General features: G+C 63.8%; 21 protein-coding genes. 11 read left to right on the top strand and 10 right to left on the bottom strand.

Annotated features, from left to right (window positions below):
• Nucleotides 1–8: 8 nt before the first annotated feature.
• The gene (locus CQW31_RS04760) at nt 9–1,208 is read left to right on the top strand and encodes a YbfB/YjiJ family MFS transporter (RefSeq protein ID WP_099813903.1); all 1,200 of its coding nucleotides are present in this window, start codon (nt 9–11) and stop codon (nt 1,206–1,208) included.
• On the opposite strand, the gene CQW31_RS04755 is transcribed toward CQW31_RS04760, so the two are convergent.
• On the bottom strand, nt 1,169–2,080 hold the full coding sequence (locus tag CQW31_RS04755) for a LysR substrate-binding domain-containing protein (protein ID WP_054887115.1): 912 nt from the start codon (nt 2,078–2,080) through the stop codon (nt 1,169–1,171). The two genes, CQW31_RS04760 and CQW31_RS04755, sit on opposite strands and share 40 nt — an antisense overlap.
• A 135-nt stretch (nt 2,081–2,215) precedes the next feature.
• On the opposite strand from CQW31_RS04755, the gene ycaC (CQW31_RS04750) reads away from it, so the two are divergent.
• The gene (gene ycaC, locus CQW31_RS04750; protein ID WP_099813902.1) at nt 2,216–2,845 is read left to right on the top strand and encodes an isochorismate family cysteine hydrolase YcaC; all 630 of its coding nucleotides are present in this window, start codon (nt 2,216–2,218) and stop codon (nt 2,843–2,845) included.
• 573 nt (nt 2,846–3,418) lie between these two features.
• On the opposite strand, the gene CQW31_RS04735 is transcribed toward ycaC (CQW31_RS04750), so the two are convergent.
• Together CQW31_RS04735 and CQW31_RS04730 are read right to left on the bottom strand one after the other, a co-directional pair.
• Entirely contained in the window at nt 3,419–5,206 is a 1,788-nt protein-coding gene (locus CQW31_RS04735) for a monovalent cation:proton antiporter-2 (CPA2) family protein (RefSeq protein ID WP_099813901.1), read from the bottom strand.
• A 131-nt stretch (nt 5,207–5,337) separates the two neighbouring features.
• On the bottom strand, nt 5,338–6,312 hold the full coding sequence (locus tag CQW31_RS04730; RefSeq protein WP_249342214.1) for a GlxA family transcriptional regulator: 975 nt from the start codon (nt 6,310–6,312) through the stop codon (nt 5,338–5,340).
• A gap of 180 nt (nt 6,313–6,492) precedes the next feature.
• On the opposite strand from CQW31_RS04730, the gene CQW31_RS04725 reads away from it, so the two are divergent.
• Both CQW31_RS04725 and ycaC (CQW31_RS04720) read left to right on the top strand, forming a co-directional pair.
• The gene (locus CQW31_RS04725; RefSeq protein WP_054886475.1) at nt 6,493–6,855 is read left to right on the top strand and encodes an AraC family transcriptional regulator; all 363 of its coding nucleotides are present in this window, start codon (nt 6,493–6,495) and stop codon (nt 6,853–6,855) included.
• Nucleotides 6,856–6,939: 84 nt separating this feature from the next.
• Nucleotides 6,940–7,566 (top strand): isochorismate family cysteine hydrolase YcaC, encoded by a 627-nt coding sequence (gene ycaC / locus CQW31_RS04720; protein ID WP_054886474.1) that lies wholly within the window; start codon nt 6,940–6,942, stop codon nt 7,564–7,566.
• 54 nt (nt 7,567–7,620) lie between these two features.
• Here ycaC (CQW31_RS04720) and CQW31_RS04715 read toward each other — a convergent pair whose 3' ends face one another.
• On the bottom strand, nt 7,621–12,669 hold the full coding sequence (locus CQW31_RS04715) for an ATP-binding sensor histidine kinase (protein ID WP_099813899.1): 5,049 nt from the start codon (nt 12,667–12,669) through the stop codon (nt 7,621–7,623).
• A gap of 239 nt (nt 12,670–12,908) precedes the next feature.
• On the opposite strand from CQW31_RS04715, the gene CQW31_RS04710 reads away from it, so the two are divergent.
• The 3 genes from CQW31_RS04710 to CQW31_RS04700 all read left to right on the top strand — a co-directional run bounded on the left by CQW31_RS04710 (nt 12,909) and on the right by CQW31_RS04700 (nt 14,753).
• Nucleotides 12,909–13,889, top strand: a complete 981-nt coding sequence (locus CQW31_RS04710) for a response regulator (protein WP_099813898.1) — start codon at nt 12,909–12,911, stop codon at nt 13,887–13,889.
• The gene (locus CQW31_RS04705; RefSeq protein WP_178075552.1) at nt 13,886–14,251 is read left to right on the top strand and encodes a response regulator transcription factor; all 366 of its coding nucleotides are present in this window, start codon (nt 13,886–13,888) and stop codon (nt 14,249–14,251) included. The genes CQW31_RS04710 and CQW31_RS04705 overlap by 4 nt, the downstream gene beginning before the upstream one ends.
• 73 nt (nt 14,252–14,324) lie before the next feature.
• On the top strand, nt 14,325–14,753 hold the full coding sequence (locus tag CQW31_RS04700; RefSeq protein WP_099813896.1) for a DoxX family protein: 429 nt from the start codon (nt 14,325–14,327) through the stop codon (nt 14,751–14,753).
• Between the two features lie 29 nt (nt 14,754–14,782).
• Here the strand turns inward: CQW31_RS04700 and CQW31_RS04695 are convergent, their stop codons facing one another.
• On the bottom strand, nt 14,783–16,273 hold the full coding sequence (locus CQW31_RS04695; protein WP_099813895.1) for a YifB family Mg chelatase-like AAA ATPase: 1,491 nt from the start codon (nt 16,271–16,273) through the stop codon (nt 14,783–14,785).
• A gap of 250 nt (nt 16,274–16,523) precedes the next feature.
• Between CQW31_RS04695 and CQW31_RS04690 the strand changes: the two genes are divergently transcribed.
• Nucleotides 16,524–18,536: a DUF4034 domain-containing protein gene (locus tag CQW31_RS04690; protein ID WP_099813894.1), complete on the top strand. Its 2,013-nt coding sequence runs from the start codon at nt 16,524–16,526 to the stop codon at nt 18,534–18,536.
• A 59-nt stretch (nt 18,537–18,595) separates the two neighbouring features.
• On the opposite strand, the gene CQW31_RS04685 is transcribed toward CQW31_RS04690, so the two are convergent.
• Nucleotides 18,596–18,859, bottom strand: a complete 264-nt coding sequence (locus CQW31_RS04685; protein WP_054886467.1) for an accessory factor UbiK family protein — start codon at nt 18,857–18,859, stop codon at nt 18,596–18,598.
• A gap of 375 nt (nt 18,860–19,234) precedes the next feature.
• Between CQW31_RS04685 and glnK the strand changes: the two genes are divergently transcribed.
• From glnK to sutA, 3 genes are all read left to right on the top strand, one after another.
• Nucleotides 19,235–19,573: a P-II family nitrogen regulator gene (glnK, locus tag CQW31_RS04680; RefSeq protein ID WP_002555808.1), complete on the top strand. Its 339-nt coding sequence runs from the start codon at nt 19,235–19,237 to the stop codon at nt 19,571–19,573.
• Nucleotides 19,574–19,619: 46 nt separating this feature from the next.
• Nucleotides 19,620–20,954 carry an ammonium transporter gene (locus CQW31_RS04675; RefSeq protein WP_054886466.1) on the top strand — a complete coding sequence of 445 codons (1,335 nt, stop codon included), beginning with the start codon at nt 19,620–19,622 and terminating at the stop codon, nt 20,952–20,954.
• A gap of 428 nt (nt 20,955–21,382) precedes the next feature.
• Nucleotides 21,383–21,712, top strand: a complete 330-nt coding sequence (gene sutA, locus CQW31_RS04670) for a transcriptional regulator SutA (protein WP_054886465.1) — start codon at nt 21,383–21,385, stop codon at nt 21,710–21,712.
• A gap of 220 nt (nt 21,713–21,932) precedes the next feature.
• Here the strand turns inward: sutA and CQW31_RS04665 are convergent, their stop codons facing one another.
• From CQW31_RS04665 to dapF, 4 genes are read right to left on the bottom strand one after another with little or no spacing between them, the layout of a single operon-like run.
• Nucleotides 21,933–22,628: an HAD family hydrolase gene (locus tag CQW31_RS04665; protein ID WP_054886464.1), complete on the bottom strand. Its 696-nt coding sequence runs from the start codon at nt 22,626–22,628 to the stop codon at nt 21,933–21,935.
• On the bottom strand, nt 22,625–23,524 hold the full coding sequence (xerC, locus tag CQW31_RS04660; RefSeq protein WP_099813893.1) for a tyrosine recombinase XerC: 900 nt from the start codon (nt 23,522–23,524) through the stop codon (nt 22,625–22,627). Before xerC ends, CQW31_RS04665 begins: the two co-directional genes overlap by 4 nt.
• Entirely contained in the window at nt 23,524–24,228 is a 705-nt protein-coding gene (locus tag CQW31_RS04655) for a DUF484 family protein (RefSeq protein ID WP_054886462.1), read from the bottom strand. The genes xerC and CQW31_RS04655 overlap by 1 nt, the downstream gene beginning before the upstream one ends.
• Nucleotides 24,229–24,241: 13 nt before the next feature.
• Complete coding sequence (gene dapF / locus CQW31_RS04650) at nt 24,242–25,072, bottom strand: diaminopimelate epimerase (protein WP_054886461.1); 831 nt, start codon at nt 25,070–25,072, stop codon at nt 24,242–24,244.
• Nucleotides 25,073–25,076: the final 4 nt, after the last annotated feature.

The raw sequence follows: 25,076 nt of genomic DNA, 5'->3' as shown, positions 1-25,076 counted from the left end.
GGAAGATCATGAACGCTTCGATTCAACGTGCGCCCTGGTTGCCGATCTGGGCCGGGCTGTGCGCCAGCCTGGTTGGGATCGGCCTGGCACGATTTGCTTATACGCCACTGATCCCGGCGCTGATCAATGCACACTGGTTTGCCAATGCCGCAGTGGTCTATCTCGGTGCAGCCAATCTGGCCGGCTATCTGGTCGGCGCGCTGATTGGCCGGCCGCTGGCCAAGCGTTGGTCGGGCGCAACGGTGCTGCGCGGCATGATGGTGCTGGTAAGCCTGACCTTCCTCGCCTGTGCCTGGCCGTTGTCAGTGGGCTGGTTCTTTGCCTGGCGTATGCTGTCGGGCGTGGCCGGCGGGGTGATCATGGTGCTGGTGGCAAGCGTCATTTTGCCCCATGTCAGCGCCACGCGGCGGGGCCTGGCCAGCGGCGCCATCTTCCTGGGCCTGGGCCTGGGCGTTGCAGCTTCGGCAAGCCTGGTGCCTTGGCTGCTGGAGAAAGGTCTGCAACAGACCTGGCTGGGCCTGGCCGCGTTGGCGCTAATGCTGACCTTCAGCAGCTGGGCCGGCTGGCCCGCCGAGCATGGGCCTCAGCCAGCGGCACCTGCATTGCCACAATCGGTAGTTTCACCTGCGATTCTCGTACTGTTCGGGCAGTACGCCCTGATGGCCACGGCGTTGGTGGCGCCGATGATGTTCCTGGTCGATTACGTGAGCCGGGGCCTGGGCGCAGGCTCTGATGCGGGCGCTGCCATGTGGGGGCTCTATGGCCTGGGCGCGATTGTCGGTCCGGTGTTGTATGGTTTATTGGCCGACCACCTGGGGGCACGCGCCGGCATTCGTCTGGTGCTGCTGGCGCAGCTGGCCGCGCTCGGTGCCTTGCTGGGTAGTCACGATCTGCGTGTGTTGGGGGCTGCGGCGCTGCTGATCGGCTCGTTCCCGCCGGGCATCGTGCCGCTGGCGCTGGCGCGAGTGCATCAGCTGGTCGAAGGCCACGCCCGGCAGAGCGCGACCTGGAGCCGGGCGACAGTTTCGTTCGCCAGTTTCCAGGCCATTGCCGGTTACGGTTATTCGGCGCTGTTCGCCGCCACGGATGGCCACTATGGCGCGCTGTTTGGTGTGGCAGCCGGGGCGGTGGTGCTGGCGCTGCTGGTCGACGTACTGCTAAAGGAACGTCAGGCCATGTCGCTGATCGCAAACTCCTCGGCCAGGTGATCGATCAGCGCCCGCACCGATGGCAGCAACCCACGCCGCGACGGGAAGATCGCATGCACGATGCCGCAGCGTGGGTGCCAGTCCGGGATCAGTTCCACCAGTCTTCCTGCCGCCAGGTCCTCGCGCACCGCGACTCGCGGCAAGTGCGCAATGCCCACCCCGGCCACTACGAAGTGGCGCAGGGCGAACAGGTCATCGGTCACCATGCGCGGGGTATGCGGGATGACGATGCTGCGGCTGCTGTCTTCACCCTGGAACAGCTCCCACTGATACTCCCGCTGGGCGCTGCCCCAATGCAGGCTCGGCAGGGTACTGAGCAGCTGCGGGTCGAAGTCCTTGGGCAACTGCTCCAGGTACTGCGGCTGGCCGACCAGGCACTGGGTACTGTTGCTCAGCACCTTCATCACCATGTCGGTGTTCTCCAGCGGCGGGAAGCGCACCCGCAGGGCAATGTCAAAGCCCTCGTGCAGCAGGTCGACGCGGCGGTTGGTGCTCTCGATGAACAGCTCGACCTGCGGGTACTTGAGCATGTAGCGGGTCAGCATCGGCCCGACCCAGGAGTTGAGCAGGGTGGTCGGGCAACTGATGCGCACCAGCCCGCGTGGTTCGCTGCGGTTGCGCTCGATGATCTCTGCTGCACCTTCGGCTTCCACGCGCATTGCCAGGCAGCGGTTGTAGTAGGCCTGGCCGATCTCGGTCAGCGAGCAATGGCGGCTGGTGCGGTGCAGCAGGCGCACGCCGAGGCGGTCTTCGAGGTCGGCGATGCGCCGGCTGAGCTTCGACTTGGGCATGTCCAGCGCCCGCCCGGCCGGGGCGAAGCCACCGTGCTCCACGACTTGGGTGAAGTAGTAGAGGGAATTGAGGTCTTCCAATCATCGTTCTCCAGATGGAACGCTAAGGGCAATTTTCGCAGTCTACCGCTGTAAAGGTGATGATTTTAATCTGTGCCCATCAACGCGAAACACCTCAGATTGCTGAAAAATTCATAAACCTTAGGAGCACAGACCATGAGCAAATTCACCTACAACCGCCTGAACAAAGACGACGCCGCCGTCCTGCTGGTCGATCATCAGGCGGGCCTGCTGTCCCTGGTCCGCGACATCGAGCCGGACAAATTCAAGAACAACGTGCTGGCCCTGGCTGACCTGGCCAAGTTCTTCAACCTGCCGACCATCCTCACCACCAGCTTCGAGCAAGGCCCCAACGGCCCGCTCGTGCCAGAACTGAAAGCGTTGTTCCCGGATGCCCCATACATCGCCCGCCCTGGCCAGATCAATGCCTGGGACAACGAAGACTTCGTCAAGGCGGTGAAGGCGACTGGCAAGAAGCAACTGATCATTGCCGGCGTGGTGACCGAAGTGTGCGTAGCGTTCCCGGCGCTGGCGGCACTGGAGGAAGAGTTCGAAGTATTCGTGGTGACCGATGCTTCCGGCACCTTTAACGAAATGACCCGTGATGCTGCCCATGACCGCATGAGCCGGGCCGGTGCACAGCTGATGACCTGGTTCGGCGTGGCTTGTGAGCTGCACCGCGACTGGCGCAACGACATCGAAGGGCTGGCGGCGCTGTGCTCCAACCACATTCCGGATTACCGCAATCTCATGACCAGCTATACCGCGTTGACTGCTGGTAAGTAGTAGAGAGAATTTCTGTTTCAAGAGGCCGACCCCGACTGCGGGGTCGGCCTTTTTCGTTTGGCTGTGTGATGGCTGCGATGTACCCGTCTTGAGGTCGTGTCAGGGCTGACAGGTGCATGCCATTAGTTCTTCAGCGCCTTTGAGATCGAGCGCCGCCCGCGCGGCGCATCGCGGGCAAGCCCGCTCCCACATCTGTTTCAGGCCAGTTACTCCTGTGCCGCCAACAGGGGCCGCCTTGGTGCATGACTGGAGACCGATGATAAGAAGTTGTGTCTGCCTTGGTGCATGACTGGAGACAGGTGGAGCTGAATAAGCGCCCGCCGAGATGTATCGCCATGCCAACAAGGCGGTCCCTGTTGGCTTCACAGGAGATATTGGCCGGAAACAGATGTGGGAGCGGGCTTGCCCGCGATGCGCCGCGCGGGCGGCGCTCGATCTCATAGGCGCCATAACCATCCAGGCATGCACCTGTCAGCCCTGACACTGTTCAGAGGCAGGCACCTGTCCTACCTCCTGAATCCAAACACAGAAAAAGAGGGACTAAGCCCTCTTCTCATATCACAGCGCCAACCCTCAATCCGCATCCGAATCAAACAACCGCGCCAATTCCACCCGCGCCTCCTTGGCCGTCTGCATCACCTTGGCCCGGTCATCGCGCACAAGCCCCTGGGCCTCCAGCACTTCCTCGTCATGCTGGGCAAACCGCTCGATCCGGTCTGCCGCCTGCTCGTCGCTCAAGCCCAGCCCGACCAGCGCCCGACGGGTCATCTCCAGGCTTGAATAGAACGTCTCGCGAATCGGCTCGGCCCCGACATCCGCCAGCTTGTGCACATGCTGGCGGTTACGCGCCCGGGCCAGCACTTTCAGGTGCGGATATTGGCGCTTCACCCGGTCTGCGGTGTGGATGGCGGCCTCAGGGTCATCAATGGTGATGATGAAGTACTCCGCCTCACCGACCTTGGCCGCATGCAGCACCTCGGGGCGAAGGGGGTCGCCATAGAACACCGGCACTTGCTCGAACATGCGCGTCATCTCGATGGCGTCCACCGAGGTTTCCAGGGCAATGAACGGGATCTTCTGCGCCCGCAGGATGCGCGCGACGATCTGGCCCATGCGGCCCATGCCGACGATCACCACCCGCGGTGTGCCAGCGTCGATGGCCTTGTACTGCTCGGGCACTTCACGCGCCGGTTGCGGGCGCTTGAGGGCGCGGGCGCAGCCGAGCATCAGCAGTGGGGTGATGGCCATCGACAGGGTGATGGTCATCAGCAGCAGGTCGTAGGTCTGGGTATCGAACAGGCCCTGGTCCTTGCCCAGCTTGAACACCACGAAAGCGAATTCGCCACCGGCAGCCAGCACCATGCCCAGGCGCAGCGCGCTGGCGCTGTTCAAGCCACCGGCCAGGCGGCCGACGGCGATTAGCAGCACCAGCTTCACCGCCACCAGCAGCAGAGTCAGGCCCAGCAGCACCAGCGGCATTTCCAGCAGCAGACTCAGATTGGCGCCCATGCCGACGCTGATGAAGAACAGCCCCAGCAGCAGGCCCTTGAACGGCTCGATCTGCGATTCCAGTTCGTGGCGGTACTCCGAGTCGGCCAGCAGCAGGCCGGCGAGAAAGGCGCCCAGGGCCATGGAAATGCCGGCTTCCTCCATCAGCCAGGCGGTGCCGATCACCACCAGCAGCGCGGTGGCGGTGGACACTTCCGGCAGGCCGGTGCGGGCCACGGTGCGGAACACCGGGCGCAGCAAGTAGCGGCCGCCGATGATGACCACGGCGATACTGGCGAAGACCTTCAGGCCATGTTGCAGGCTGTCGCCGTGGCTGGTGTCCGGGCCGCTGGCCGCCAGCAACGGGACCAGTGCGATCAGCGGGATCGCGGCGATGTCCTGGAACAGCAGTATGGCGAACGCCAGGCGGCCATGGGGCGCATTGAGCTGCTTGGTTTCGGCCAGACTTTGCAAGCCGAGTGCGGTGGACGACAGCGCCAGGCCCAGGCCGAGCACGACCGCCGCCGGCAGCGACTGGCCGAAACCGAACAGGGCAATGGCGCCGATCACCGCGCCGGTCAGCAGCACCTGTGCGGTGCCGACGCCGAATACCGACTTGCGCATCAGCCACAGGCGCTTGGGCGACAGCTCAAGGCCGATGATGAAAAGCAGCAGGACCACGCCCAGTTCGGAAATGTGCGCGACGCTTTCGGTATCGCGGATCAGGCCCAGGGCCTGAGGCCCGATGGCCACGCCAGCGAGCAGGTAACCGATCACGGCCCCCAGTTGCAGGCGCTTGGCCAGTGGGACGGCGACGACTGCGGCGAGCAGGAAGATCACCGCGGTTTGTAGAAGGCTGCCTTCGTGTGGCATTGGCTCGTACTCCATGAGCTGCCGGGGCAGCGTTTGAACAGTTTGACGGACAATTCTGGAGGCTGGGGAAAGGCAAGACAATAAGCCTGGACGGAGAAACATTGTCCCTGAAAAAGAGACAGTAGCTGCTCCTACAAGCAGCCAAACTGCGCCCGATACTGCGCCGGGGTCATGCCGATCCGCTCGCAGAACACCTTGCGCATATGCCGGTCACTGCCAAACCCGCATCGGGTCGCCACCACCTTCAACGGCAGATCGCCGCATTCGAGCAGCTTGCGCGCCTGGTCGATCCGCGCATTCTGCAGGTACTGCAGCGGCGTGATCCCGATCTCGCGTTGAAAGGTCCGGGCAAAGTTGCGCCCGCTCATGGCCACCAGGTCGGCCATCTTCTGCACGGTGAACGCCTGGTCGATGTGGTCGACGATATAGGCCTGCACCCGGGCAATCGGCGAATCATCCCGCGGTACGGCGGCCAGCAGCGGCCCGTAAGGCGTCTGCCCGCCCTGGCGATGGCGGGCAACCAGCAGCACCTTGGCGACCTCCAGGGCCAGCGCCTTGCCGTGGTCCTCGGCCACCACCGCCAGCGCCAGGTCGATCCCTGCAGTGATCCCTCCCGAAGTGATCAGGCAGCGGTCGATCACGTAGATCTGGTCAGACTCGACCTTGGCCTCGGGAAACGCCTGGGCCAGGCGCTCCACGTAGTTCCAGTGGGTAGTGCAGCGATAGCCGTCGAGCAACCCGGAACGCCCGAGCACGAACGCCCCGGTGCAGATCGCGCCGAAGCGCCGTGCCCTGTCAACGGCGGCAGGCAGCCAACGCTCGATCGCCGGCAGCGCGACGTGGTAGGCCCCCGGCCCACCCGGTACCAGCAGCAGGTCGATGCGGGCTGGCAATTGCTCCAGGCGCAGGTCGGCCATCACCTTCAGGCCGCAAGAACCGCGGATGGTCCCCTGGCCTTCGGCCACGGTCACCAACCGATAATGCTGGTCTTCAGGCAGGAACCGGTTGGCAATGGCAAAGGCATCCATCGGCCCGGTCACATCCAGCATCAGCACATCATCGAACAGCACCATGGCCACGGTGCGTTGGGTGTGGTTTTCCTGCATACCTCTTTCGCCTTGAATGCTGACCGCTTGTGGCGGCATGAAGCTGAGTAAGAAACGCATCTTAAGGTATCGGCCAAAAGGCCAGGGCCAGCAGCGCACAATTAACAACAATTCAGGTTTGGCTCAGGACTTTGTCATGCCCCGGCGGCGAGACTTTCTTCATTGAACAGGAGAGTCGCCATGCACCCTGGGACGCCCCAAGCGCTTCTGCACACTCCCGGCGCGCTGACACCCGCGCGGCTGCGTCAGGCCAAGGAATTGATGTTGCACAGCTCGCTGTCGATCATCGAAATCGCCGCTGTATGCAACCTCACCCGCAGCCATTTTTCCCGTGCCTTCAAGGTCAATACCGGCCTCTCGCCCCAGGCCTGGCGCCTGTTGGCGCGCATGGAAAAGGCCAAGCGCCTGCTTGTCACCGAGGCGCCGATCACCCACGTGAGCCTGGAGTGCGGCTTCTGCGACCAGGCCCACTTCACCCGTGCCTTCAGCCGCCTGGTCGGCCAACCGCCCAAGGCCTGGCGCCTGGCACAGGCATTTTCTTAAGCCGGCGCTATCCGCCGGTATAAGCCCTTGGGACAAGCCACCCGGTAAGTCCCGCTCCGTTTTCCCAACCCAAGGAGTCACCCCATGAGCCAACCTGATTACAAGCGCCTGAACAAGGACGATGCCGTGGTCCTGCTGGTCGACCACCAGACTGGCCTGATTTCGCTGGTGCAGGACTTTTCGCCCAACGAGTTCAAGAACAACGTGCTGGCCCTTGGCGACCTGGCCAAGTTCTTCGGTCTGCCGACCATTCTCACCACTAGCTTCGAGCAAGGCCCCAATGGCCCGTTGGTGCCGGAGTTGAAAGAGATGTTCCCGGACGCGCCGTACATCGCTCGCCCAGGCCAGATCAATGCCTGGGACAACCAAGACTTCGTCAAGGCGATCAAGGCCACTGGCCGCAAGCAGCTGATCATCGCGGGTGTGGTGACCGATGTGTGCGTGGCGTTCCCGACGTTGTCGGCGCTGGCCGAGGGCTTTGAAGTGTTCGTGGTGACCGATGCTTCGGGCACCTTCAACGAGACCGTGCAGCAGGCGGCGTGGGTGCGCATGACCCAGGCGGGCGCACAGATGATGAACTGGTTCTCGGTGGCCTGTGAGCTGCACCGCGACTGGCGCAACGACATCGAAGGGCTGGGCAACCTGTTGTCGCAGCGGATCCCCAACTACCGCAACCTGATGAACAGCTATGCGGCGTTGAGCTCGCGTTGAGCTGAACCTGTACCTGCCCTTTCGCGGGCACGCCCGCGAAAGGGCAGGTACAGGTCAAGAAGAACTCACAGGCAGCGTGAAGCGGATCCGGCACCCGCCGAACTCTGAGACCAACGCCTGCAACTGCCCGCCATGGGCCTGCACCACCGAACTGCAGATCGCCAACCCCATCCCCAGCCCTGCTTGCTTGGTGGTATGGAATGGGTCAAACACCCGTGCCCGCTCCTCTGCAGCAATGCCAGGCCCGTTGTCATCGACGCAGATCTCGATCCCATCGCCGGTAACGACAGACGCAATCCGCAGCACACCATCACTGCGATAGCCCGCCAGCGCCTCCAGCGCGTTGGTGATCAGGTTGAACACCAACTGCTGCAACTGCACCGGGTCGGCCATCACGCTCACCCCAGCCTGTAGTTGTGTCTGCACGTCGACCGTGTACTTGGCAGCGTCGGCCGAGGTCAGGCGCAGCACCTCGCGGATCAGCTCGTCGACCTTGACCACCTTGAGCTGCATCGGTGCCTGCTTGGCCAGCGAGCGCAGTGCGCGGACGATGTTGGCGGCGCGCTCGCTGTCGTTACGGATATCTTCCAGGCCAGCCATCGCCTCTTCCAGGTTGGGTTCGGCGCGCTTGAGCCAACGCAGGCTGGCAGCAGCGTTGGAGGCTATCCCCAGCAGCGGTTGGCTGATCTCGTGGGCAATGGACGCCGAAAGCTCGTTCATCACCTGCAGATGGGCGCTGCGCGCAAGTTCGGCGCGTGATCGGCGCAGTTCTTCTTCCATTTGCGCACGGACCTGGTTGTCCTCGGCCAGGCGGGTATACAACTTGGCGGTCTGCAGCGACACCGCCGCCTGCGAGGCGAGGATCTCCAGCATGGCCAGGCGCTGGCTGCCGAACAGGTTAGGCACCAGGCGGTTCTCCAGGTACACCAGGCCGATCAGGACCCCCTGGATCACCAGCGGCAGGCACAACACCGAGCGGGCGTTGCGCGTGTGCAGCTCCTGGCGGAAGGCCTCGGGGCAATCGCTCTGGGCGTCGTTGAGTACCAGCGGCTTCTTGGTGCGCATGGTGGCGTTGATGATCGACCGTGGCGCCTGGGTCATGAACTTCTGGCAATTGTCCATATTCACGTGCAAGCCGGCATCGTCGATATAGGCGAGGGCGGCCATCTGGAACTCAGCGCCACTGACGATCAGCAGTGCACCGTGATCGGCGCCGGAATGCTGGGTGAGGTGACCCATCAGCGTTTCGATCAGGCCTTCGAGCAGCACTTCTTCAGACAATGCCCGTGCCGCCTCGATGCCGGCCTCCAGGTCCAGCTTGGCCTGCTGGGTGGCGCGGTGGGTCTCCTGAACGGGCTGGGTGCGCAGGAACGGGTGAAGGGCCTCCAGCTGGTGCACCTTGCCGGTCGCGCCCCAGATATGGAAGCAATCGCGGGCGATGCGCAGGTGCAGGTTGGCGCCGGAGATCAATCCGCTGGGGATGCAGACCTCGGCCAGCTGTTCATGGGCCAGCGCCTGTTCGTGGATGAAACCGGCAGCGGTCGCGGCGATTTGCGCCTGGTCGAAGCAGCGGATGGCCGTCAGGCCGTCGCCTTCGAGCTTGGCGATCACCCCTTCGATCAGCAGCAGCTTGTTGCGAAAGGTCACAGGGTTGAAACAGGCCCAGCGGCTGAAGCGCTCGCGCAGGGATTGCAGTACGGCCAGCTTGTCGGCAAGGCGGCCGGGGGCTTCCGGGCTGCCCAAGGCCAGGCCGCGGAACAGGTGATAGTCTGCCAGGTTGATGTGCGCAGGTGCCGCCCAGGCGCTGTCGCCCGCTGCGCTCAGGCTGCGCATGGCTTGCGCGATATCACCCAGGTAGAACGCTGACATACCGTTGAACAGGTGCTGGAAGAACAGCGTGGTGGGTGACTGGACATGCAGGGGCGAGGCCGTGCCTGGCATTCCGCTCAGGCTGGCGACGAACCCCTGTTGGGCGTGCAGGATCTGTTCGATATCGCTGTAGCCGAAACTGCGCACAGTGGCCAGACCCTGTACCACTTCCTCGGCGACCTGTGGCAGGTAGCGGCCCATGAACAGTGAGTCGGAAACCAGATGGTTGCAGGCATGGCAGGTCATCGCCAGGTCGCCGCTCAAGCGGGTCGAATCAATTGCCTCCAGCGCCGTGCGGCGGGCGAACTCCATGGGTGAGGTCCAGGCGCTGACCCGGTCCAAGGCCAGCAGTGCGCTGGTGAGATCAGCTTCGAAACCGTGTCGCTCGATCAGCTTCAGCGCTGCCAGGCAGCAGGCGTGGCCGTCGTGGTAGTTGCCGAAGCGATCGGCGATCATCACCCCGTACCAGGCCAGACCGTAGGTGCTGCCCGGGGCGACCCCCTGCAGCAACGACAGCTCCATGAGCTTGGTCAGGTGCAGGAAGCGGATATCGTCCTGCACGAAAAACGACGACGACAGGGTGGCCAGCAGGCCGATGGCAACGGCCACTTCCTCCGAGTCGGTGCGCGGTAGCGAGGCCAGGCAATGACGCCCTTTCTGTTCGATCAGGGCCTCTACCTGCGCATGGCTGGCCTCCACCTGCTGTGGGGCGACACCGCGAGCCAGGCTGATGCCCAAAAGCTCGAGGCCGGCGACGGCGGTGGTGATGGCGGCCTGGTAGTCGCCGCGCAAGGTGTGCAGGCGTGCCTGCAGCTTGCATACCCGCGCCCGGTCCAGCGGCGAGCATGCGCGCTGAAGGCATTCGATGAGTCGCCCCTGGGCAGCGGCCATGCGCGACAGTTGCAAGTCACACTCCGCCGCCATGCAGGCGATAGCAAAGGCATGGGTGGCGTGGCTTTGCGGCGTTGCGCCGTGGATCAGCAACTGCTCGCACACCTGCAGATGAGCTGCCGATTGTTCACACGCACCGCTGTCGCGCGAACGCAGCGCCGCTTCACGCAAAAGCTGCAGGAACACATCGCGCTCATCCGCTGCAAACCCGCGGGGGCTGGCGCGTTGCAGCTGACTGGCGATCTCGAAAACCACCTCCTGCAAGTCGTTGTGCCAAACCTGGAGCATGGCTTGGGCTATGCGTGCATGCAGTTGAGCCCGATCACACGTGGGTGTGAGTTGATAGGCGGCCTCCATCACCCGGTCATGGGCGAAGCTCAGGCCTTTCTGGCCCGGCAGCAGGAAGCCCATGTCAATCAAGGCTTTCAGCGGTTTATCCGGCGGCGGTACAAGCAGCAGGTGCAGCAGGCGCTCATTGCAGCGGCTGCCTGCCGCGCTGGCGACCCGCAGCACATCGCGCTGGGGGGCCGGCAGGCGTGCCAGGCGGTGGATCATCAGGTCGGCGACGTTGTCGGCGTAACGTTGCCGGGCCACGGCCTGCAGGCACCATGACCAGCGCATGGCCTGGGTGTCGAAAGTGAACAACCGGTCCTCGACCATGGCCTTGAGGATCTGGTTGATAAAGAACGGGTTGCCGGCGGTCTTGTCGTGCACCAGTCCGGCAACCTGCAACGCCTCGTCTGGGCTGACGTGGTAGCGCTCACTGATCAGTTCGGTGACTGCACCGACGTCCAGTGGGCGCAGGTTCAGTGTCGTGGAGCGCAGCGCTACGGGAACTGCCAGCGGCACGCCAGCAGTGGGCGTATCGTTGCGCCGGGTGACGATCAGCAGCAGGTTGTCCGGCGCCTGGGCAAGCAACTGTGCCAGTAGCTGCCGTGTGCCATCGTCAGCCCCTTGCAAGCCATCGAAACACAGCACCAGCGGGTGGCCTGGGTAGCTGAATACCTGCAGGAACTCGACGATCGCCCGCTGTTCTTTGTGCAGTGCCAGGCGCGTGGGCTTTTCTGGCAACTCGGGCAGTGGACCCAGAATCAATTGCAGGTCCGGTGCCAGTTTGCCGAGCAGCCGACCGTGGCCTTCGATGCGCTGCAGGATCTCGCGGCGCAGGGTGTCGAGGTCCTGGCTGTTCTTGGCCAACAGCTGGGTGGTCAGTGAGCCGAGGATCTCCACCCAGGGGGCATAGGGCACGGCCTGGTCCGGACTGTTGCACTTGCCGACAGCCCAGTAGCCTTCGGCATGCGCTTTGAGTGTGGCCTCGACCAGGCTGGATTTGCCCAGACCCGCAGCGCCGTTGATGAACAGCACCTGGGGCTTGCTGTCGCGACGCTGAGTATCGAGCATCAGGGCGATCAGCTTCTGTTCGGCAGTGCGGCCATACAAGCGCTCGCGACTGGGCGAAACCGGGTCGGCGCAGCCGGGCTCGAAGGGGGCGATGGTTTTGCTTGCGGTCCACTGCCGTTGGCAATGGGCCAGGTCTACGGCCAGAGCCCGGGCGCTCTGGTAGCGGGCGTCAGGCTCCTTTGCCAGGGCCTTGGCCAGGATCCGGCTCAGTGGCAGCGGTACCTGGCTGTCGACCTCACAAGCCGAGCGTGGCTGAACGCCGGCGTGCAGCTGGCGCCAGTGCTGGGCATCCCGCCCGGCCAGCGGCAGCTCGCCCAGCAGCAGCTGGTAGAGAATCGCACCCAGGGCGTAGATGTCGCTGCGCCGGTCGCTGCTGCTGCCGTGGGGGCAGATCTGCTCCGGCGCCAGGTAGGCCCAGTTGCCGAGCGCGTTGCCCTGTTCGCTGATCAGCTCTGGTGTGTCGGCACGAAAACAGCCCAGCCGCACCCGCTGGTTCGCCTGCAGGCAAACATGTTCGGGCTGCAACGCACCGTGCAGCACATTGCGCTCGTGGGCCTGAGCCAGGGCGTCGGCGGCATTTACCGCGATATCGAAGAACAGGGGCAGGTCAACCGGGCCTTCACTGATCAGGTCGGCGATGGAGCGGCCGGTCGGGTACACCAGCAACGGGCCTTCGGCGCAGCGGACGAACGCTGAGGGGATGACCGCCCACTGCGGGTCCAGCTGCAGGCGGTAGTCACGCTCCAGGCGCTGGCAGGCTGCGGGAGCTTCGAGCGGGGCGCGCACGGCAATCCAGGCCTGGCGAGAGACGGGGTCATGCAAGCGGAAATAGCTGAGCTCACCGTCCTGGCCCAGCTGCGTGATGTTGCAGCGATTCAGCCAGCCGTCGTCGATCGACTGGTCGAAATCGATAGGCCTGTTGGCGAGGCGTTCATCAAGCATAAAGCACCCCCTGCTAGCGACATCCTGGCGCACGAGTATACGCAGCCGCCCGCTCAACAATGGGCGCTGCGGGCGGCTTGGCAGGAACGGGCACGCTGTTGTCCGTTATCAATACCTGGCGGCTGGAGGGCGCTTGTATAGTGAAAAGGCCACCTATCCCTCGGGATAATTGTCTGAATGCGTGTGCTCGCCTAGGCTGCCCGAGGCTGCGCAGACGCCCATGCCCGCGAGAGGAAACCATGATCCGAATAGGCAACGCCCAGGTGTCGCTCGAGCGACGAGAAGCCTTTCTCGATGGCAAGCCGATCCTGTTGGGCGGGCGGGCATTCGAGGTGCTGGCCACGCTGATCAAGGCCAAAGGCCGGGTGGTTGGCAAGGATGAGCTGTTCAGCCAGGTGTGGGCCGGCACGGTGGTCGAAGACAACAACCTGCAGGTGCAGGTGTCGCTGTTGCGCAAGGCCTTCGGTGACCGCGGGCTGATTCAGACCGTGCCGCGGCGGGGATACCGCCTGGCCGCCCAGGTGAGCTTCGATGTCCCTTGCCTGGCGCTGGGCCAGTCACCGTTGTGCGCCAAGGCCGAAACCAGCGAACTGTGCTACGACGTTGCCAATGTGCCTGTGCTGGTTGTGGATGACGACCCTTCTGTGCGCAAGGCGCTCGGTCGCCTGCTGGGTTCGCGGGATATTCCACACCAGTTGTTCGCCAGTGCCGAAGCGTTGTTCGACGCTCGCCTGGAAAGCCCCTGCGCCTGCCTGCTGCTGGATATGCATCTGGCCGAAACCACCGGCCTTGAGGTTCAGGCTACGTTGCGCCGGCTGGCGCTACCCTGGCCAATCATGTTCATGACCGGCTTCGGCACCATCCCCATGACGGTCCAGGCCATGCGCGCCGGGGCCGTCGAGTTCCTGACCAAGCCCTTCGACGAAGACCAGTTGCTGGTGCTGCTTGATTCGGTACGCGCACGCGCGGTGATCGAGGGGCGCAAATGGCAGCATGCGCGACAGGTCGAGGAAAAGTACCAGCACCTCACCCAGCGCGAACGCCAGGTGTTCTCGCTGGTGGTCGGCGGCTTGTCGCACAAGCAGATCGCCAGGGAAATCGGCACCAGTGAAGTGACCACCAAGGTGCACAAGAAGAACATCATGAACAAGATGCAATCCCGCTCGCTACTGGAGCTGGTAGCCATGCACAACGTCATCGACGCCCGGCCCGGCGCATGAACAGAGCGGTGTGCATCGTTGATGATGATGCTTCGGTGCGCAAAAGCCTGGGTAACCTGCTGCGCTCAGCGGGGTTCGAGTGCCTGGCGTTCGCGACGGGGGAGGTGTTCCTGGCCTCGAACCAGGTGCGCGAGGCAGGCTGCGTGCTGCTCGACCTGAAAATGCAGGGGATGAACGGGCTGTACGTGCAGCAGGAACTGGTGCGGCGGGGTTGGCTTTTGCCAGTCATCTGCATGTCGGCGCACTGGGACGAGCGGGCGCTGCAGGCGGCGCTGCGCAATGGCGCACGGGGTTGTCTGGGCAAGCCGTTTTCCGAAGAGGTGCTGCTCAAGCTGGTCGAAGAGGCGTTGGCAGGTGAATGAGCACACCTGAACAATCAATCGCCGAGCAGGCGGGCGATGCTCGCTGGCTTGATAGAAGCCCGAGACCTTTGCCATGCCACGCCTCAAGCCCTTCCTCGAGCCGCAATCGGCGGCCCTGACTGCCAGCGGCCTGCTGTTCATGCGGGTGATGGCTGCTGTGCTGCTGTTTTCCATCCACGGGTTGCCCAAGCTACTGGACTGGAGCGGGGAATTGCAGCGCATCGAAGATCCATTTGGCCTGGGTGCGCCGCTGACCCTCGGCCTGGCGGTGCTTGCCGAGGTGGTTTGCCCGGTGTTGCTGGTGCTGGGCGTGGTGGCGCGGCTGGCCTGCCTGCCGGTGCTGGCAGTGTTGCTGGTGGCGCTGGTGGTGGTGCATCCAGAGTGGTCACTGGAGCAAGGGCAGTTTGCCTGGTTGCTGGTGGCCCTGTATGGCGGGCTGGCATTGACCGGGCCTGGGTTGTACTCGGTGTCTGGATTGATCGGTCGAAACAGATTGTCCTGACCTTGTGGCGGCAAGGCAGCCCCAAAGCGCTAGCTGCTCCCCGGCCGGTACTGCAACGCCTCGGCCAGATGCCCCCGGCGGATCGCCTGGCTACCTTCCAGATCCGCCAATGTACGTGCAACCTTCAACAGCCGGTGCGCCGCCCGCAAAGAAAGCGTTAGCCGCTCGCAGGCACTTTCCAGCCAAGCCTGGTCTGCCGCTGCCAGCTGACAATGGCTGCGCAACCCGTCGAGGTCCAGAAACGCATTGGCACAGCCTTGCCGTCGCTGCTGCACTTCGCGGGCCTGGGCTACCTTGGCGGCCACGTCGGCACTGGTTTCCCCGCTTGGCTGGTGGCTGAGCGTGGTGGTCTCGCGGGCCACGGTCAGGTGCAAGTCGATGCGGTCCAGCAACGGCCCCGACAGCTTGTTGCGATACCGTGCAATCTGCTCGGTACTGCAGCGGCAGCGGCCAGTCGGGTCACCCAGGTAGCCGCAAGGGCAGGGGTTCATGGCCGCCACCAGCTGGAAGCGCGCCGGAAAACGCACCTTGTCGCGCGCCCGGGCAATCACGATCTCGCCCGATTCCAGCGGTTCGCGCAGCACTTCCAGCACACGCCTTTCAAACTCTGGCAGTTCGTCGAGAAACAGCACGCCATGGTGCGCCAAGGTGATTTCGCCTGGCTGCGGCCGGCTGCCGCCGCCTACCAGCGCCGGCCCCGAGGCCGAATGGTGCGGGTGGCGAAACGGCCGCTGCGGCCAGCTGCTCAGCGGCGTATGGCCACTGACCGACTGGATCGCCGCGACTTCCAGCGCCTCATGCTCATCCAGCGGCGGCAGCAGGCCGGGCAGGCGGCTGGCGAGCAATGTCTTGCCCGTACCGGGTGGCCCGGTGAACAACAGGTTATGGGCGCCGGCCGCGGCCAGCAGCAATGCCCGCTTGGCCGCGACCTGGCCCTGTACCTCGCTGAGGTCCGGATAAGGCTGTTGCTTCAGGACCAGGCCATTGGCGGCAAACGGGGCTAGTGGCACCTGCCCGTTGAGGTGCGCCACCAACTCGAGCAGGTGCCCCACTGCATACACCGCAAGCCCGCCGGCCAGGCTGGCTTCCTCGGCATTTTCCCGGGGCACCACCAGCGCCCGGCCGGCCTCGCGCGCCGCCAGTGCTGCTGGCAACACGCCCTGCACCGGGCGCAATTTTCCCGACAGGGCCAGCTCGCCCAGGCATTCCATTTCCGCCAGGGCCGGCAACGGCACCTGGCCATCGGCGGCGAGGATGCCCAGGGCGATAGCCACGTCATAACGCCCGCCGTCCTTGGGCAGGTCGGCCGGGGCGAGGTTCTGGGTGATGCGCCGCTGCGGGTAATTCAGCCCGGAATTGACGATAGCGCTGCGCACACGGTCCTTGCTCTCCTTGACCGTGGTTTCCGGCAGGCCGACCAGGGTGAGATGGGGCAGGCCGTTGGCTAGATGCGTTTCGACGCTGACCGCCGGGGCCTGTACGCCGACCTGGGCGCGGCTATGGACGAGGGCGAGGGACATGGACGCTCCGTTGTCGCTTGATATAAAACCGCTTCCTGCGGGTTGTCACAGCCTAGTGAGTATCTGCAAGGCGAGCGCAAGAGAAATGCGACTTAACGTTGCACGACAGGTTTTTCCCCTGCTTTTCACGTCCTGACAAATACTGGATCCAATACTTTGCGAAGATCCCGGCTATGGCTTAGTGTTCAAGAGCGACTGTTGTTGCCAGTGGATGGCAACGCGACCCTTAAATGGACTTAAGGTACTGCCCGTGCAAACCCTCAATCTCACCCGCCAGCAGCTCCGAGAATGGGTGCAGGCCAATGAATACGCTGAGCTTAACCGCCTTTTCGATGCGCTCGAGACGCAATGGCTGCAGGCGCCACCTGGTGAATGCCCGGTTTACCTCGAAGCTGTGCAAGGCCACCTGCTGGATTGGGACAGACAGGGCAGCAAGGCCCTGACGCAAACCCTCAAGGCGTGGATCGACGCCTGCCCCAAGGCATATCACCCGCATGTGGTGATGGGTTTTCACTGCTTCAGCCGTGCCTGCCAGATCCGTGGGCCAGCTAGCTGCCATGAAGTGTCGGAAGAACGCTGGCTGGCTGCTGAACAGGCCTGCGAAAAGGCCGCGGCGCATTTCCTGCGGGCCATGGCGCTTAGCGCACAGCCTGTGGCGGCAGTGATCGGCATGCTGCACATCAGTTCGCGCTTGGGTGAGCCAGGCTGGCTGGTCGAACTGTTCGATGGCCAGGTGGCGCGTTATCGGCCCAGCGCGCATGCCGATGTGGAGGTGCAGGAGGCCGCAGCGCCATTGTTGGTCAAATTCGGCCTGACGCCTTTGCAGGTGCTGCCGCAGGCATTGCCTGGCAGGTTGGGCGCGCGCTTGCACGAGCGGGGCGAGAGCGCCCGGGATTACTGGCTGCGCCATGCGCTGGCCTGGTTCACCGGCTGCTTCGAGGCGATCGAGGCCTATGCCACCTACCTGACCCCACGCTGGGGAGGCAGCGATGAGGCGATCGATGCACTGGCCAATGGGCCGCTGTGCCGCGCTTGGCCTGAAGCACAGCGCAATGCGATTCGTTGGCTGGTGCTGCAAGAAACATTCTGGCTGCCGCATGCCAGGCAACTGCCGCAGATCGCGGCTTGGCAAACAACCTTTGGCCAATGGGGACAGCGCGAACTCCGGCCCAAGGAGCGTGCCACGCTGCTGGCCTGGCGTGGGGCTCTGAGGCGCTGTTCGGTGCGTGACTACGCCGGGGCGATGCGCGACTTTGTCGATAGCGTCGCGCTCTACCCTGACCACGGCTTCGTCGCGACCATTGGCGAGCCTTTCCACAGTCTGGTGTGCCTGGTGCTGTTCCACGAGGCGGAGGACGATTCGCAGGTGCTGCGCACCGTCATCGAGCGGCTGTGCGATGACCGCCGACAGGCAGCGGCCTGTGCGCTGCGGGCGGTAGGGCACCAGTTTGGACTGTGGGGCTTTGGGCAATCCGCCGAGCAGGCACGCACGTGGTTGCTCATGGCGGTCAGGCGCCAGTGCGGGGGCGACGGGCAGGGCTTCGATGTGCTCGATGTGCCGCGCCTGCTCTGGGCTGCCAGCCTGCATGAGGCCGCGTATTTCCTGTATGAAACCTGTGCGGAGCTGAAACTGCCAAATGCTGCCATCGCGCTGTACGATCTGCACCGTGGCTGGTTGGACAACACGCCAGCGCATTACCTCAATGGCAAGGCTGCTGAGCACTGGCTGCTGTGCGCGGCGGAGTCTGGGCACCTGCAGGCCAAGTTTGACCTGGCCTGCCAACGCATGAGCGCGCTCAAAGGGCTGGAGGACCGCAAAGCAATGCTGGCGGTCAAGCGGCTGCTGCTCGACGCCATGGCCGAGCCGAACATCCATGCCAGGGCACAGTTGCAGTTAGCCATCTTGTTGCGCCAGTACGGTGATGCGCGAGAGCGTGTCGAGGCGGTGAGCTATTTGCTCCAGTTGGCCGAGCACCCTGATGCCTGGACCGCCGCGCGCGCCTGCGCGGAGCTTGGGCTGGCCTGGATGCAGGGCTGCGGCACGCGCAAGCAGAGTCGCTTCGCGGCAATCGAATGGGTTGATCGTGCCGTTGCGCTGCAGTCGAGCGATCCGCTCATCGAGAAAATACAGGCCGAGATCCGCAATTCGCACAGCCGGGTGAAGACGCTGTTCACGGTGTGCGGTGCGGCGTTGTTCCGTGGCGACTTGCGTGCCAGCGAGCTACCGCCCAAGGCCAGCGGCCAGCACCGGGCTTCGGCCTGATTGAAACGGGTGCTGCAATGCAGCCCCCGTGTTTTACCGGACGTCTTGCTTGGCGATTGTCATTCCTGCGCAGCGCTTGGCAGCCGGGCTTCCAGTTCAGCCACTTGCTTTTCCAGGGCTTCGAGTCGGGCGCGGGTGCGGGCCAGGACGACCATCTGACTGTCGAATTCCTCGCGGCTGACCAGGTCCAGCTTGCTGAAGGCCCCTTGCATCAATACTTTGAACTGGCTTTCCAGTTCGGCGCGGGGCTGGGCGGTATCGCTGCTGAACAGGCGCGAGGCCTGGTCGCTCAGGGCGTCGAGAAGGGCTTTGGGCGCGAGCATGTTCGGCTGTCCACTGAAACTGAGAAATGGCCCGCAGTGTAGCACGGGCCAACCCGCTTCCTGGACTGCGGGCCACTGCACGCTTTTTGAGCAGTTGGCCAAGTCCGCCTGCACCGAAGTTGTGCATGATTGCCATGCTGGCGACTGGCCAATCCCGACTGATTCACATAACCCGCTGTTTTCCGCCGGTTTAACGGAACTGGCAAGGTTTCTGCAAAGACCTGTACGAGCCATGCACTGATGCAGTTCCTTGTGACCAGGCAGTGCGCACGCGGAGCCGGATGCCGACGACGCGTTACAAAGCCAACCGCTGCGCTTAGACTTGAGACGGGTTTGTTTTCCTGGGGCAAGTCCACCAAATCGGGAGAGAGTTTCATGAAGCTAGTCACAGCCATCATCAAGCCGTTCAAGCTGGACGACGTGCGCGAGTCGCTGTCGGAAATCGGCGTGCAGGGCATTACCGTCACCGAAGTCAAAGGTTTCGGCCGGCAGAAGGGCCACACCGAGCTGTATCGCGGCGCGGAATATGTGGTCGACTTCCTGCCCAAAGTGAAGATCGACGTCGCCATCGACGACAAGGACCTTGATCGAGTGATCGAAGCCATCACCAAGGCGGCCAACACCGGCAAGATCGGTGACGGCAAGATCTTCGTGGTGAATCTGGAGCAGGCGATCCGCATCCGTACCGGCGAAACCGATACCGACGCGATCTAAGCGCCGAAAAAGCCTCACCAAACCCAACGCCCCAGGAGAAAACAACATGACTCTGCGTAAGATCGCAGGGCTAGGAGCCCTATTGTCCCTCGTAATGCCCGGGCTCGCCCTGGCAGAGGAAGCAGCTGCCCCAGCGCTGAACTCCGGCGACACCGCCTGGATGCTCACCTCGACAGCGCTGGTGCTGTTCATGACCATTCCAGGTCTGGCCCTTTTCTACGGCGGCATGGTGCGTTCCAAGAACGTGCTGTCGGTGATGATGCAGTGCTTTGCCATCACTGGCCTGATCAGCATCCTCTGGGTCATTTATGGCTACAGCATGGCCTTCGATACCACCGGTATGGAAAAAGGCGTGCTCAACTTCAATTCGTTCGTCGGCGGCTTCTCCAAGGCGTTCCTGAGCGGCGTCACGCCGGCCAACCTGACTTCGGCCACTGCACTGTTCCCTGAGGCAGTGTTCATCACCTTCCAGATGACCTTCGCCATCATCACCCCGGCACTGATCGTCGGTGCCTTTGCCGAGCGCATGAAGTTTTCGGCGATGCTGGTGTTCATGGGTATCTGGTTCACCCTGGTCTACGCCCCGATCGCGCACATGGTCTGGAGTGGTGACGGCGCGCTGCTGTGGGACTGGGGCGTGCTCGACTTCGCTGGCGGCACCGTGGTGCACATCAACGCCGGTATCGCTGGCCTGGTCTGCTGCCTGGTGATGGGCAAGCGCAAAGGCTACCCGACCACCCCGATGGCTCCGCACAACCTGGGCTACACCTTGATGGGCGCGGCCATGCTGTGGATCGGCTGGTTTGGCTTCAACGCCGGTTCCGCCGCCGCCGCCAACGGCACTGCCGGCATGGCCATGCTGGTGACCCAGATTGCCACCGCTGCCGCTGCGCTGGGCTGGATGTTCGCCGAGTGGATCTTCCACGGCAAACCCAGTGCCCTGGGCATCGCCTCGGGTGTGGTCGCCGGCCTGGTCGCCATCACGCCAGCCGCTGGGACCGTGGGCCCTATGGGCGCTCTGGTGATAGGTCTGATCTCCGGTGTGATCTGCTACTTCTGCGCCACCACCCTCAAGCGCAAGCTGGGTTATGACGACTCCCTGGACGCCTTCGGCGTGCACGGCGTCGGCGGCATCATCGGTGCCATCCTGACCGGCGTGTTCGCAGCACCGGCCCTGGGCGGCTTCGGTGCAGTCACCGATATCGGTGCCCAGGTCTGGGTTCAGGCCAAGGGCGTGATCTTCACCGTGGTTTATACCGCCATCGTCACCTACGTGATCCTCAAGGTGCTGGATGTGGTCATGGGCCTGCGGGTCAACGAAGAAGAAGAGTCGGTCGGCCTCGACCTGGCTCAGCACAACGAACGCGGCTACAACCTGTAACCGCGACGCTGGTAAAACTTGCCCGGTTCGCCGGGCATTTTTTTGTCTGTTTTTTGCGATTTCGCGCAGTGCAAACGGTTTATCACTCACGTTCGCGACGCAGGCCAAAAACTTACAAGTCTTCGGGCATTTATGGTGCTTTGCTTTTTCCACGAGCGCGCTAGAATGCGCGCCAAAGAGTGTTGGGTGAGTAGCCCCCACGCTTCTCCAGCCTTTGCTAGGCTTGCCAATAGCGTGTGGCCAGCAGGGTTCAAGGATTTGTCAGGTCTTGCCAGGAGTAGGGCCTGCTGGGTGCCGCCTCCCATCAGGAGCGCCGACCCAAGGGCAGTGGCCTAACCCACGGCCAGTTGAATTTTCACTGGTGGCTGCCGGTCTACGGCTGCACCGGTCTATAACTAACCTGCTTTTCGCAAGTCATGAGGTAGAACATGAGCGACGACGATCTGGAAAATGATGACCTCGAAGTAGGCGACGAAGACGAGGCTGATGAAGGCCTCGAAGCGGCGGCTGACGATGGCGTGGAAGATGCTGGCGATGACGACAGCAGCCCGGCACCGACTGCCAAGGGCAAATCCAAGGCCGCTGTCTCGGTAGACGAGATGCCGAGCATGGAAGCCAAGCAGAAGGAGCGTGATGCCCTGGCCAAGGCGATGGAAGAATTTCTTTCGCGCGGTGGCAAGGTGCAGGAAGTCGAGGCCAACGTGGTCGCCGACCCGCCCAAGAAGCCGGACAACAAGTACGGCAGCCGCCCTATCTGAGTGGCTGAGTGCAAAAAAGCCCGCCGTCGCTGCGGGCTTTTTTGTGCATGTCTTTCAGGGTTACGCGGTCTGTGTGGGAGCGGCCTTGCCGGGGCGCCGGACCGGTCGGAAAGGGCCGCAGAGCGGCCCCTGGGCATCAGCGTTAATGCAACAATTGCTGGGGCCGCTTCGCGGCCCTTTCCGACCGGTCCGGCGCCCCGGCAAGGCCGCTCCCACAATGTCAGCGCCAGCTGGCCAGAATGTCAGGCAGCTGGGACAAACGCTGGATCTCTGCATCCGGCGCCCGGTCGCCAGCCCAGGCCTTGCCCTGCGGGTTGAACCATACGGCGCGCAAACCGGCGCGTTGGGCCCCGGCAATGTCATCGCCCGGGTGGTCGCCGATGTGCACTGCCGCACTGGCCTCGACCTCGCCGAGCTTGAGGGCCTCCATGAACGGTGCCGGGTCCGGCTTGCCGATGCCCAGGTCCTCCGCACAAAGGGCAAAGCGGAAGTAATCCGCCAGCCCCAGTCGGCGTATATCGGCGTTGCCGTTGGTGACCACGCCCAATGTGTAGTGATGGCGCAGGATCTCCAGTACCGGCTGTACCTCGGGGAACACTTCGATCTGGTGGCGCGCATGCAGGAAAACTTCAAAGCCCTCGTTCGCCAGCTCCTGCGCCTGCTTCTCGCTGTAGCCGACTTCCTCCAGGGCGTGGAACAACACACGTCGGCGCAGGGCGCTGATGCGGTGCTTGAGGCCCGGCTCGGCTTGCACCAGGCGTTCGCGAATGGCGAACAGGTGTTCCACCGGCACGCCGCCGAGGACTGGCGCGTTGGCTTCGAGCCAGTCGCGCAGCACGACCTCGGCACTGGCAATCACGGGCGCGGTGTCCCACAGCGTGTCGTCGAGGTCGAAGGTGATCAGCTTGATGCTCATGAGTCTGTGCCTTTGCTGCGTTTGGCCCGAGGGTGGGCACTGTCGTACACCGCGGCCAGGTGCTGGAAGTCCAGGTGGGTGTAGATCTGCGTGGTGCTGATGTCGGCGTGGCCGAGCATTTCCTGCACCGCACGCAGGTCCTGGGACGATTCCAGCACGTGGCTGGCGAAGGAGTGGCGAAGCATGTGCGGGTGCAGGTGCTGGCCAAGCTCGCGCTCGCCGGCAGCCTTGACCCGCAGTTGGATGGCGCGTGGGCTCATGCGATTGCCCTGGCGGGTGATGAATACGGCGCTGTCACGCGGCGCGCCGATGCCACGCAGCTTGAACCAGGCCTGCAACGCCTCACGGGCCTTGCGCCCGACCGGTAATACGCGGGTCTTGCTGCCCTTCCCGAGTACTTGCACCAGGCCGGCAGCCAGGTCGAGCTGCTCGAGGTCGAGGTTGTTCAGTTCGGACAGGCGCAGGCCGGAGGAATAGAACAATTCGAGGATGGCCTGGTCACGGCGGGCGATAAAGTCGTCATCGACGCCGCCATCGAGCAGCTGCAGGGCTCGGTCGGTGTCCAGCACCTTGGGCAGCCGGCGTTCGCCCTTGGGCGCGCTCAGGCCGTTGGCCGGGTCGTGCTGGCACAGGCCTTCGCGATTGAGGTAGCGGTACAGGCCGCGCACCGCCGACAGCAATCGCGCCAGGCTGCGCGAGGACTGGCCGTGATGGTGCAAACGGGCGATAAGCTGGCGCAGCTGCTGAATCTGCAGGGCGCCCCAGCCGGCGATGCCTTGGCTATTGCAATATTCGATGACCTTGTCGAGGTCGCGGCGATAAGCCAGCAGGGTGTGTTCGGACACCTGGCGCTCGTTGCGCAGGTGTGCGCAATAAGCCTCCAGCTGGCGTTCCATCAGCGCACCGGACGCAGGGTCTGGGTCACGCGCGGCACCACGCGGCCAAGCACTTCGGCGATGTAGCCGAGGAACAAGGTGCCGACGCTGCTCTTGTAGTGCTGCGGGTCGCGGCTGCCGATCGCCAGCACGCCATGCAGCCCTTGATATTCGAGGGCGGCAACCGCACTGGAGCCGACCTCCTGCTGCTGCTCCTTGCCGAACAGGAAGGCCAGCTCGTGCTCGCGCAGATTGCCGCTGACCGTCTTGCCACCGCCCAGCAGGCCACCGATGGCTTGCTGAGCTTCGGCATTGCTGACCCAACGGCCTACGGGCGCTGCGTTGTCGCCGAACAGGATCAGGCTGACGAAAGGCACCTGGAATTCCTGGCGCAGGCTGTCTTCGACGGCCATCACCACTTCTTCCAGGCTGCCGGCATCGAGCAGGTCGAGGATCAGCCGACGGGTCTTGTCGAACAAACGGTCGTTGTCCCGGGCCACATCCATCAGTTGCGACAGGCGATGGCGCATCTCGATGTTGCGGTCGCGCAGCAGCTTGAGCTGGCGTTCCACCAGCGACACGCTGTCACCGCGCTGGTGGGGGATGCGTTGGTCGATCAACAGCTCGTCGTGCTCGGCGAAGAAGGTGGGGTGGGCGCGCAGGTAGGCGACCACCGCATCGGCATCGAGCTCATCGGGCTGCTGGGGTACTGGCTGATCGGTCATGGCGGTTACTCGCTTAGAGACGAACCTGTCCTTCGAAGACGCGTACGGCTGGGCCTGTCATCAACACGGGCTTGCCAGGGCCGGCCCATTCGATGTGCAGGCGGCCACCTGGCAGGTCGAGGGACACCGGAGAGTCCATCCAGCCCTGGCTGATGGCGGCGACGGCTGCGGCGCAGGCGCCGGTGCCACAGGCCTGGGTCTCGCCGGCACCACGCTCCCACACCCTCAGGTTGGCGCGATGGCGGTCGATGACCTGGAGGAAGCCGGCATTCACCCGCTGCGGGAAGCGCGGGTGGTTTTCGATTTTCGGGCCAAGCTCATGGACCGGCGCGGTGTGCACATCATCGACGCGCAGCACGGCATGCGGGTTGCCCATGGACACGGCGGCAATCGAATACACCTGGCCGTCTACCTCCAGCGGGTAGTTCACTGCCTGTTCATCGGCAATGAAGGGGATTTCTGCCGGGACGAAGCGCGGCGGGCCCATGTCGACACACACCTGGCCGTCGTTCTGCACGTCCAGCTCGATGATGCCGCCCTTGGTTTCCACGCGGATGCGCTTTTTCGCGGTCAGGCGCTTGTCCAGCACGAAGCGGGCAAAGCAGCGCGCGCCGTTGCCGCACTGCTCGACCTCGGAGCCGTCGGCGTTGAAGATCCGGTAGCGGAAGTCCACTTCCGGGTTGCTCGGCGCCTCGACGATCAGCAGCTGGTCGAAGCCGATACCGGTGTGGCGGTCACCCCATTGCTTGGCGTGCTTGGGCTGGATGTGCGCGTGCTGGCTGACCAGGTCGAGGACCATGAAGTCGTTGCCCAGCCCATGCATCTTGGTAAAGCGCAGCAGCATGGGC

Source organism: Pseudomonas sp. 382, from assembly GCF_002759075.1.
Lineage (GTDB): Bacteria > Pseudomonadota > Gammaproteobacteria > Pseudomonadales > Pseudomonadaceae > Aquipseudomonas > Aquipseudomonas vlassakiae.
This window is presented reverse-complemented; position numbering and strand designations above follow the sequence as displayed.